We start from the raw sequence: 9,752 nt of genomic DNA on the forward strand, positions 1-9,752 counted from the left end.
AGTAAGCTAATGAGCCATTTAAAAGAAATAAACTTACATGTTTATAAGCAATATTTGTAGTATGTAAATCTCTATCTATAGAGTAAACAAAATTACTTATGCTTAAGTAGGTTTGAAATCGCTACAGCTTCTATAATTAAAAATATAAATAATGGAATAATTAATGAAAAACGTTCTGGCTTTGATAATTGATCATTAGACAATATAGTATCCTTAAATACTAATACAAAAATTCCCATTTTCACAAAAACAGATGCTAAATAAGCATAACCTGCTTGATTAGGCAACTTATCTGCAACCATTTCAACTAGAGCATACACAATAAAAGCTGCTACTACATGAAATAGATAAACACTGAATAAAGAAAATGACAATGCCACAGCATTAGAATTTATAACATAATCATGCACAAAGTAAGACACTACAAATACTAAAATATTTGCTATAATAAATTTTAAAATACGTTTAATCATTTTTTGAAGATTGACGTGTTACTTGTATAATCACTGAAATTATTGACATAAAAACAGCTACAAGTGTACAAATTTTGGTATAAAGTTGATCCTTATTAGGATATTTGCCATCTAACCACTCACCTAAAAGACTTCCCAAATAAATAGTTAATCCCATTTGAAGGGCTACACCAGTAAATCTTATAAACTTGTTATAATTACCCTTGTTGCCTTTGGGTAATTTGTTCTGGTTGTTTGGTTTTGATTGGCTCATTAGATAATGATTTTACAGTCCCTTTCATGCTACAAGTAGCATTAAACGTTGCTCCTGGCTCTACTGCTAATTTACTGGTGTGCACCTCACCTTCAATATGTGCAGTAGACTTTAAAGATAGTGTACCAGATAAAATCAATTTTCCAGAAAACTTACCTTCAAAATCTGCATTTTCTCCTTGCAATGTACCTTTTATAAAACCCGACTTACCTACAACAACTTTACCAGAAGTTTTAACATTACCCTCAACGGTTCCGTCTATTCTAAAAGGCCCTTGACTAGCAATATCGCCAACTATTTTAGTACCATGAGCTATAATATTCTGTTGTGTACTTGTTTCCATTCTTAATGCGTTTTTAGGTTTTTTGTTGTCTGAGGAAAACATGGGTGATTTGGTTTTTATTTTATTCTAATTTTAAATATGAGCTTAAATTTTTATGTCGTTGAATAATGGTATAATTTGGCGAAGAAATCGCAAAATATTCTTTAGTGATTTTTGGTTTTACAGGTCTACCTCTTTTATCTTTTTCATTAGACTGCAACAACTCTGCAAACCCACTAGCACCTTGTATACTGGTTAAGCCATGCACAACTACAAATGTTGTGTTTTCATCATATAAATCTTTTGATGTGGTTAAATCAAAATATTTTATCTTTTTTTCAATTTCTTCATTGAGTGTTTTAATAAAAGCATCAATATCTTCACCTTCACCATTATTAAATTGATACACTACATTAAAGTGCTTAGCTTTATCATCTGCAATAAATTCCTTTTTAGCTAAAACAGGAATCGCATTTTGAAGTAATTCTTGTGCTTTTTTACCTTCTTCGGTATTTGGGTAAGCTAAGGCAATATAATCTATTCCTTTTTTATATTCTTCAAATCCATATAAACGTCCTCTTGCTGACGCTTTAAGAATTTCGAATTTAGGCAAGAAATCATCACCTTCTAAACGTTTTATTTGCTTTTCTGCTTCTGTAATGACCTCAGCATATTGTTGATTATCAAACTTCTCATAAAGACTGGTATATATCGCTTCTGGACTATTGGCATCTTTAGATAGTTCTGATTGCGGATTCAATAAGATTTCTGCATAACGAGAATCTGGATAATTCGCTATTATATCTGCTTTCATTGCTTCTGCTTTGGCCAACAAACCTAACTCAGAATAAATTTTATATAAATTATATTTTGAAGGCAGAATCAAACGATTTTCAGGATTGTTATTTAATAAATTTTCAAAGCGAGATTGAGACAACTGCAGTTCTCTAAATTTTTCCTTGTAAATAATACCTAATTGGTAGTACGCAAAATTTCTTTCTTTGGCTATACTATCTATTGCTGTTTTTTCGGTTGGCAGTAACGCTATGTAACTCTCAGGGTTATAAGTATCTTCTTTGCCTGTAATTTTAGAAATGCTTTCTGTTTTCCCTGTATTTTTAATGCCAGCACGCTGATTAGACAATCTCCAATTATCTTGAAACTTACGATCTCCCCAAATTTTTAAAAATTCATTTTTACCATAAGCTACAGTAGTAGGATTATAGAAATAAAAACTACTTTGCTTATTGGTGCTACCCTTTTTAGTTGAAAACTCTCCTGGTATACCTCTTGGACTAATTGCTTGTCTTGAGTTTTTACTTTGCATTGCATTAGTTGCAATATTCTTTTTAGCTTCTTGTTTTTCTAACTCTTCGGCTTTACGCTGCTCTTCCTCAATAGCCTTTTGCTTTAAGTCTTCAGTATATTTGGTGTAAATTGCTAATTGCTCTTCTTTTGGCAATCCTATAATGTGCAAAATGCTGTCGTTAGTTTGCGCTATGCCTTCATAATAAATAACATCATCTAAGTTTTCGCGTTTTCTCTTAATAACTCTATATGGCTTTGAGTTTTGAACCATTGCAGTCATTGTACTATCGTAATACTCACCTGCTGTTTTATAAACATTACGATCAAAGTACATATTACCAAGCGTTTCGTAATTGAGCGCTCTTAAATATTTATCTGATGTGGTTTTTTTTAGTGATTTGTTATAATAAGCTTCTGCTAAACTATCTGATGCTTTATTACGATGATACTCTGCAATACGATAGTAAATCTTATCTAAAAATGGTCTGTTTTCTCTGTTTTCTTCTAGCTCAGTAAGGTATTCTTGAAATTCTACCTCATCACCTTTTGAAGCATCAAAATTATAGGATTTCTCTAAGTGCGCATTAATGTAAAATGCTCGTGGAATTTGCCTATGCATATCTATAATAGCATCAAACTCCATGTTGGCACTATCTTTTTCCTTAAATTCATTGTAGAGTTGCCCTCTAATAAAATGAAAACGTGCTTTTTCGCTTTTTACTTTAGTATTTTCTGCAGCAATACCAAGTAAAGCTAATGCACTATCTTTTGATTTAATGTTTATATAGGCTTGCGCTAAAGTTGCCGTAGCATCTGCTAAATCTTGGCCTTCAATATCTTCTTCATCAAGCAAACGCTTTAATTTTTCAATAGCGCCTTCATTGTTATCTAAGCGCATGTTAGATTTTTCACGCCAAATTTTCACCTGATTAATTTTATCGCTCGTAGGATATTTATTGAGAATATAATTAAATGCAGCTAAAGCTGGCACAAAACGCTGATCGTAATAGCGTGCTTTACCCAATAACAAATAAGCTTCGTCTATTTGAGGGTTTTTCTCTTTACCATTTATATTCATGCCATGTTTTTGAACGGCTTTAATGGCTTTTTCTTCGGCGCGTTCAAAATCGGCATTTTTAGTTTTACCAGGAAGAAATATATCATCATTAACCTGCATTCTCTCCACAGGTAACAATTCCCAGAAATTTTCAGTAAAAGCATCATTAACAGCTAATTTACCTCGTTCTAGAGAAATATTTCCGTTATAAAGTATGTTGTATTTGGTTCCTAAAGCATGGAAATTTCTATTGATGAAAGTATCCTTTTTGCGCGAGCAACTTTGGGCGATAATCGCCATTAAAATAAGTGCTATTGTAAATTTTATGCGATAATTCAACGTTGATCCTATTTAAATTGATGCTATTTTAGCATTATAAATAACTAAATTATTAGGTTTATAGTGTGCTAAACGGTAAAAATACGCATCTTTTTGAAATTGAGATTGAATTTAAAGCCTAATTTGGTTTTATCGCAATGTATTTAAGGAATCAAGCCACCTTTATTAAGATGGCTTGATGCCTTAAAATTGATTTTGTTATTCCGTTTAAAGGAACAAAAAAATAGTTTTTTATTCTTCTTCTACTAGAACGTTATTCATATTGCTAGAAAAGTGAGCTTCTAACTCTTTTAAAGTGGTTGGGTTTGTTTCTAAATCCTTAACAATATTTCCTTTTTCTAAAACCACAATACGCTCGCAAACATCTGTAACATGCATTAAATCGTGACTAGACACTAAAACAGTAACGCCTTGTTTTTCGGCTAAATCTTTCAGGATTTGTTTTAAACGAATTTGAGTGGTTGGATCTAAATTAGCAAAAGGCTCATCTAAGATTATAACTTCTGGATTACCTATAAGCGCAGCTACAATACCAGCTTTCTTTTGATTACCCTTACTTAGATCTCTTAAGTATTTTTTCTTCCCAATGATTTCTCCATTAAAAAAATCTTCGAATTGAGCTGTTAATGCATCAACATCTGCTTTGTTTTGCCCGCGTAAATCACCAATGAAATAAAAATATTCTTCTGGTGTTAGATAGCCAATTAAAAAGCTTTCATCGATGAATGAAGATGTAAATGGCTTCCAATCTTCACTTTCATCTACAATAACATCATTACTTGTTATATTTCCTGTAGATGGCTTTATTAAGTCTAATAGCAAACTAAAATAAGTCGTTTTTCCTGCTCCATTGTTTCCTACTAAACCAAAACTTTGTCCTTTTGGGATACTCAATTCTTCAATATTAAGAACTGTTGTTCCGTTGTATGATTTTGAAAGATCTTTAGTATATATCATGATATTGGTCTGTTTTATTAATTATCTTGACTAAAAGCGTCAATCATTTTGTATTTAGAATCGAGGTATTTTTGAGTGATAAATCGCATTAATTTTTTATGAAATACGATTCCTAATATTCCAAGTATTACAAGTGTGGCAACTGCTGACTCAAATCCGAGAAGCCAATTGATAAGTCCAAATAATCCCATTGGCACTAGCATTAATGGAATACCTATTAACCACTGTACAGCTCCTGTTCCTTGATAATTAAAAGCCGCCTTTTTATCTAAGTCTATCTTTTTTCTGTTGAAAGAACCTCCCCAAAGTATAACATGTGAGTTAACACCTATGTTATAAATTGCTGCTGCTAAATGGGCTATTAAAATTTTCCACCCAAAATAAACGTACGGAATTCCTAAAACAAACAATATAACAACACTCATAACCATAAGTATAAACTTAGAGCGTAAATATTGCTCGTATTTTATATTTTGACTCATCAGCATTTTATAATAACCACTATCCCAAGCTGGGATAAACTGCCCAAAATTAATAAGGAAAAAACCTGTTGAAAAAACACCTATAAAAGCAAACATAAACTCCATCTCACGATACATTGGCTGCGGATAGAAAAATAAACCATACAATACACCTATTACTAAAAGCATAGCCATTGACTTGGTGCGTTTGTTTCTCCAAATTAACTTTAAATCTAACTGCATAAATGGTGCAATATCTCCAAAACGGTTTGTCCAAGACAAATCTGCTGCTTTTACTTCAGTTACTTTAGATTTTAGAGAACTATCTAAGAATAATTTCTCTTTCAATATTTTAAAGTTATAAGCGTAAAAAATGCTCAATATTGCTATTGGAATTAAAATGAAAACCGGATTGTTAGCAACATACAATAGTCCATCACCAACAAGAGATTTCATTGGTAAAATGTTAAAATAATCCAACCCAAAAAGTGTTCCTACTACAGCTATTACCGGAAGAAAAGACAATTCTGTTTCGGCAGAAAAAGCTTCAATTATAAAATTTAAGAAGTTTACAATAAGTACTATAATAATCATTGTAAACATCCAAGTCAAAATCATAGGTACCGCATAGCCATCTCTTATTAGCATTATGCTGAATGGAATCACAGCAAATAATGGTAAAAAATTAAAGAAATTAAGTACCGATTTGCCTAAAACATAATGAACAACTGTTGCTCTTTTAATTGGCAAGGTAAGTAATGGCTTTACGCTCATTACTGGCAGTTTCTGCAAAAAGAATCGCATTAATAAATCGCCAATTATCCAATAAAATAAAAATCCGTTAGTAATTACAAATGCGTCTTGCTCTGGGAAAGCTTTCTTTAAAATAAAAAGTAAACCAAACCCTAAGCCTAAAAACATAACCACAAAATACAGTGCAAAAAACACTAATAATATATTTAGAGCGATACTCTTTTGCCAATAGGAAGAGCGAAAGTATTGTTTCCACTCTAAATTAAGAAAGTGCTTTATCATAATTTATGGTTGATTTTGATGTGTTAGTATCGTTTTTGTGTATAATGTTACAAACTAAATTCTGGATATTGCTCAGAGAGAAGCTCATCTGCTTTTGCTGGCAGTACCATTAAGGTTATATATGAGTATATAATTGTTAACGTTAATAGTAAAGCCACAAATAAAGCTTGAAGCTGAGTTGCTGAGTCTTTTAAAATATGATTAAAAAAATTAGGCAGGTTAGAACAAATTAAAATATTTCCCATAGCTGCTACATTAAAAATCATTTCTTCGAGCATCCATTTTCTACCATTAGTTTTAAAACGCTGATTTGCTGTTTTCTTTAATTTAAAGGCATAATAGAATTCAACAATAACTAAACCTATTATAGCAACTGAAAAAAAATATATCCCTATAGCATTTTGAATGGAAATATAGAAGAATAAAAAAATCATTATTGTAGTTAAGATTTTGGGCAACTTAAACCACTCTTTTGCATGTTGAAATAAAATCTTAGTATATTTTTTTCTTAGTGCTTTTTGTTTTTGCTCAATAGCATCCATAAAGCCAAAAACACCAAACTTTTTAAAAGCTTTATCTCTAGCATCTTCAAAACCAAGTTTGGGTTGCTCTCGCCACATTTGCTCTATATCATTAGCCAAATGGTCTACCAACTCCGTTTGTAAATCATAATGTTCTACAAAGTGCTTGCGCGTAAAAGTGTATAGGTCTTGAATTTCTTCTTTGGTAAGTTTCATTAAGACATTAATAAATTATAACGATTAATAGTAGTGCTTAACACTTCCTTGTATAGATTATAATTGGCTCTAAATAATGAATATAACAGTATATAAAAACAAATTACATACCTATAATCTACCACATCATTAAAAGTAAATTCATCTTTATAGAAATTAACAAGACCACTTTGTAAACATAAAATAGCAGAAGAAATGCCTCCAACCATACTGGCACTTAAGGAATAGCGAACACCTTTTTTGAAGACATATTTTAATTTTAACAACTCTGGCAACACCAAAGCTATTAAAGAAATCATAAACGCTGCTTTAGGCTTGTACTGATATGCTATTAACACTAATAAAATATATAAACCGTATTCTAACAGAAACTTAGAAGACATTATCATTTGCTTAAAAATACTCCAAAAACGCATACGGTTTTTTTTTGCCATTGCCTTCTGTTTATTTCTTGTAAAAGTCTTAAACCCCTTATCGTCAACAAATAATGCTTTTTCAAAATCAATGATGTTGGTATAACCAACTGTTGTTTTATTACCAAACCCTTGATGCACTTCTAGCAAAGCTTCATTAAACGAAATACCTTCACTTTTAATTTTATCTTCTACTGCAGACACAATATGATCTAACAATTCTAAACGCACATCCCAAAACTTTACCTCGTTTTTTATAAGGTAATTGTCTATATATTGTATTTCTTCTTTGGTGAGTTTCATGAATTAAATAGTTCTGTATTTTTTTCTGTAATTATTCATTATATGATACGTTAATTGTAACAACACAGCTGGAATCAAAATCATAACTGACCCTACAACTGAAATAATTAAATGATTAGATGTTTCAGAATTGAAGTTACTTCTAAATAGAATTCTTAAAAGATTTAAGAATTCAAAGAAAAACATATAAACAAAAGCTAGTCTTTCTACACCCGAAAATCTTGAAAGTTTAAAAAGCTTTAGCATCATAAAGTATAATATCATAAATGGCACTATTGACATGAATGGAAACCAAAAAAACACACTCACTAACCCAGCATGACCATTTATCTCCATGTATTTGTGGCTTACAAACACTAACAGGGCAAAAGCAATAATTGCCTGAGGTTTGGTTAATAGCACAAAAAGTCTTTTTAAAATTCCTTTATCTACATCTTTCAAAAACTGTTTGTTATCATTCAATAACCTGTATTTGTTTTCAATCATATAATCCTTAAAAATATAGTAGAAATCGCGTTTATCTCCATTTTCTATTCTTGCTTCAATTGCAGACGCAACATGATCTACCATCTCCATTCTTATATCTGCATAGAACACTTCAGAATTTTCTAAATAGTTATCTATAAACTGTATTTGTTCGTTATCTAACTTTGCCATATTCTAAGCCAATTTAGGATTAACCAAAGCTTGCATGGTTTTAATGTATTCCGCTAATTCTTCGAGTTTATTTACGGTTTCTTTTGTACCATTTTCGGTTAGCTTATAATACTTTCGTAAACGATTATCTACTTTGGCAACTTCAACATCTAATAAACCTTGAGCTTCGAGCTTATGAAGTGCAGGATACAAAGCACCTTCTGTAATTTTAAGCTCACCCTTAGTAAGCTCTTTAACCTTTTGGGTAATCTCGTAACCATACATCTTATCATTTTCATTAAGCAACTTTAAGATAATGGTATTTAAACTTCCCTTATATAATTTTGAATTACTCATAACACAACAAATATACATAAAATTCTTATGCATAAGAATTTTATGTATTGGTTCAAACCAAAAAAAGGTATTTCACAAATAACTAAAGACCTCAACCAACAGAGATTCCTTATTTTTGCAAAAAAACATTCCTATGTCTCAGTTTCATAAGCTAACCATAACATCTATTGATAAACTAACTGAAAAATCAGTCGCTATAACTTTTAATATCCCTAAGCGCCTTAAAAACAACTTTAGTTTTAAAGCTGGGCAGTATATTACACTTAAAACTAAAATCAATGGAGAAGAAATTAGAAGAGATTACTCTATATGTTCTTCTCCCAAAAGCGGAGTTTTAACTATAGGCATTAAAGCTGTAGAAAAAGGAACTTTTTCTGTTTTTGCTAATAATCAACTTAAGGTTGGAGACACTATTGAAGTTGCAGAGCCAAATGGTCGTTTTATTTTTAAAGCAGATGAAACGAAAACCAAAACTATTGCTGCTTTTGCCGCTGGCAGTGGCATAACACCTATTTTAAGCATTGCAAAAACACTTTTAGAAAGTGAATCTTTAAGCGAATTTATACTAGTTTATGGTAACAAAACATTAGCTGACGCTATGTTTATGAATGATTTACTTGCATTAAAGGAAACTTACAAAGACAGATTTCATCTATATTTTATTTACAGTCAGGCGCAAGAAAACAATGCGTTATTTGGACGTATCGAAAAAAGTACGGTTAATTTTATAATAAAGAACAAACACAACAATGCTATTATTGATAAGTTTTATCTCTGTGGACCTGAAACCATGATTCTTAATGTAAAAGAGGTATTGCTAAACAACAACATAAAAGAAGAAGATATTCTATTTGAATTATTTACTGCCTCAACAGAATCTTCAAATGAAGATAATTTAGATGTCTTTAATGGAAGTTCAAAAGTAAAAGTCATTGTTGACGAAGAAGAATTTGAGTTTACAGTTTCTGAAAAGCAATCTATTCTAGAAGCTGCATTAAAACAAGATATTGACGCGCCTTATTCTTGCCAAGGTGGTATATGTAGTAGTTGTATTGCAAGACTTACAGAAGGCGAAGCTACTATGCGACAAAACAATATACT

Annotated in this window: 11 protein-coding genes; 1 reads left to right on the forward strand and 10 read right to left on the reverse strand. The window is 31.1% G+C overall.

The annotated features are described in order from the left end of the window. Positions 1–92 precede the first annotated feature (92 nt). From N4A42_RS09870 to N4A42_RS09915, 10 genes are all read right to left on the reverse strand, one after another. Complete coding sequence (locus N4A42_RS09870) at positions 93–473, reverse strand: DUF6168 family protein (protein WP_294073446.1); 381 nt, start codon at positions 471–473, stop codon at positions 93–95. Further along, complete coding sequence (locus N4A42_RS09875; protein WP_294073448.1) at positions 466–726, reverse strand: AtpZ/AtpI family protein; 261 nt, start codon at positions 724–726, stop codon at positions 466–468. The genes N4A42_RS09870 and N4A42_RS09875 overlap by 8 nt, the downstream gene beginning before the upstream one ends. Next, positions 671–1,111 carry a polymer-forming cytoskeletal protein gene (locus N4A42_RS09880; protein WP_294073450.1) on the reverse strand — a complete coding sequence of 147 codons (441 nt, stop codon included), beginning with the start codon at positions 1,109–1,111 and terminating at the stop codon, positions 671–673. The genes N4A42_RS09875 and N4A42_RS09880 overlap by 56 nt, the downstream gene beginning before the upstream one ends. 19 nt (positions 1,112–1,130) lie before the next feature. Beyond that, entirely contained in the window at positions 1,131–3,713 is a 2,583-nt protein-coding gene (locus N4A42_RS09885) for a hypothetical protein (RefSeq protein WP_294073452.1), read from the reverse strand. A gap of 270 nt (positions 3,714–3,983) precedes the next feature. Further along, positions 3,984–4,709, reverse strand: a complete 726-nt coding sequence (locus N4A42_RS09890; RefSeq protein ID WP_294073454.1) for an ABC transporter ATP-binding protein — start codon at positions 4,707–4,709, stop codon at positions 3,984–3,986. A gap of 17 nt (positions 4,710–4,726) precedes the next feature. Further along, positions 4,727–6,205 carry a DUF5687 family protein gene (locus tag N4A42_RS09895; protein ID WP_294073456.1) on the reverse strand — a complete coding sequence of 493 codons (1,479 nt, stop codon included), beginning with the start codon at positions 6,203–6,205 and terminating at the stop codon, positions 4,727–4,729. 47 nt (positions 6,206–6,252) lie between these two features. Further along, entirely contained in the window at positions 6,253–6,942 is a 690-nt protein-coding gene (locus N4A42_RS09900; RefSeq protein WP_294073458.1) for a hypothetical protein, read from the reverse strand. Then, positions 6,942–7,658, reverse strand: coding sequence for a hypothetical protein (locus N4A42_RS09905; RefSeq protein WP_294073460.1), 717 nt, complete (start codon positions 7,656–7,658; stop codon positions 6,942–6,944). The genes N4A42_RS09900 and N4A42_RS09905 overlap by 1 nt, the downstream gene beginning before the upstream one ends. Positions 7,659–7,661: 3 nt before the next feature. Then, entirely contained in the window at positions 7,662–8,315 is a 654-nt protein-coding gene (locus N4A42_RS09910; RefSeq protein WP_294073462.1) for a hypothetical protein, read from the reverse strand. Between the two features lie 3 nt (positions 8,316–8,318). Continuing rightward, positions 8,319–8,651 (reverse strand): PadR family transcriptional regulator, encoded by a 333-nt coding sequence (locus N4A42_RS09915; protein ID WP_294073464.1) that lies wholly within the window; start codon positions 8,649–8,651, stop codon positions 8,319–8,321. Positions 8,652–8,784: 133 nt separating this feature from the next. Between N4A42_RS09915 and N4A42_RS09920 the strand changes: the two genes are divergently transcribed. Further along, positions 8,785–9,752: ferredoxin--NADP reductase (locus N4A42_RS09920; protein ID WP_294073466.1), on the forward strand; the 968-nt coding region annotated here is incomplete at its 3' end.

The organism is Winogradskyella sp. (genome assembly GCF_025210595.1).
In the GTDB taxonomy this organism is placed as follows: domain Bacteria; phylum Bacteroidota; class Bacteroidia; order Flavobacteriales; family Flavobacteriaceae; genus Winogradskyella.

What these genes read in the sequence shown, in the direction of transcription:
- N4A42_RS09910 (WP_294073462.1), bottom strand. Translation starts at nt 8,315, where the DNA reads ATGGCAAAGTTAGATAACGAACAAATACAGTTTATAGATAACTATTTA.
- N4A42_RS09905 (WP_294073460.1), bottom strand. Translation starts at nt 7,658, where the DNA reads ATGAAACTCACCAAAGAAGAAATACAATATATAGACAATTACCTTATA.
- N4A42_RS09915 (WP_294073464.1), bottom strand. Translation starts at nt 8,651, where the DNA reads ATGAGTAATTCAAAATTATATAAGGGAAGTTTAAATACCATTATCTTA.
- N4A42_RS09875 (WP_294073448.1), bottom strand. Translation starts at nt 726, where the DNA reads ATGAGCCAATCAAAACCAAACAACCAGAACAAATTACCCAAAGGCAAC.
- N4A42_RS09870 (WP_294073446.1), bottom strand. Translation starts at nt 473, where the DNA reads ATGATTAAACGTATTTTAAAATTTATTATAGCAAATATTTTAGTATTT.
- N4A42_RS09885 (WP_294073452.1), bottom strand. Translation starts at nt 3,713, where the DNA reads ATGGCGATTATCGCCCAAAGTTGCTCGCGCAAAAAGGATACTTTCATC.
- N4A42_RS09900 (WP_294073458.1), bottom strand. Translation starts at nt 6,942, where the DNA reads ATGAAACTTACCAAAGAAGAAATTCAAGACCTATACACTTTTACGCGC.
- N4A42_RS09895 (WP_294073456.1), bottom strand. Translation starts at nt 6,205, where the DNA reads ATGATAAAGCACTTTCTTAATTTAGAGTGGAAACAATACTTTCGCTCT.
- N4A42_RS09890 (WP_294073454.1), bottom strand. Translation starts at nt 4,709, where the DNA reads ATGATATATACTAAAGATCTTTCAAAATCATACAACGGAACAACAGTT.
- N4A42_RS09880 (WP_294073450.1), bottom strand. Translation starts at nt 1,111, where the DNA reads ATGTTTTCCTCAGACAACAAAAAACCTAAAAACGCATTAAGAATGGAA.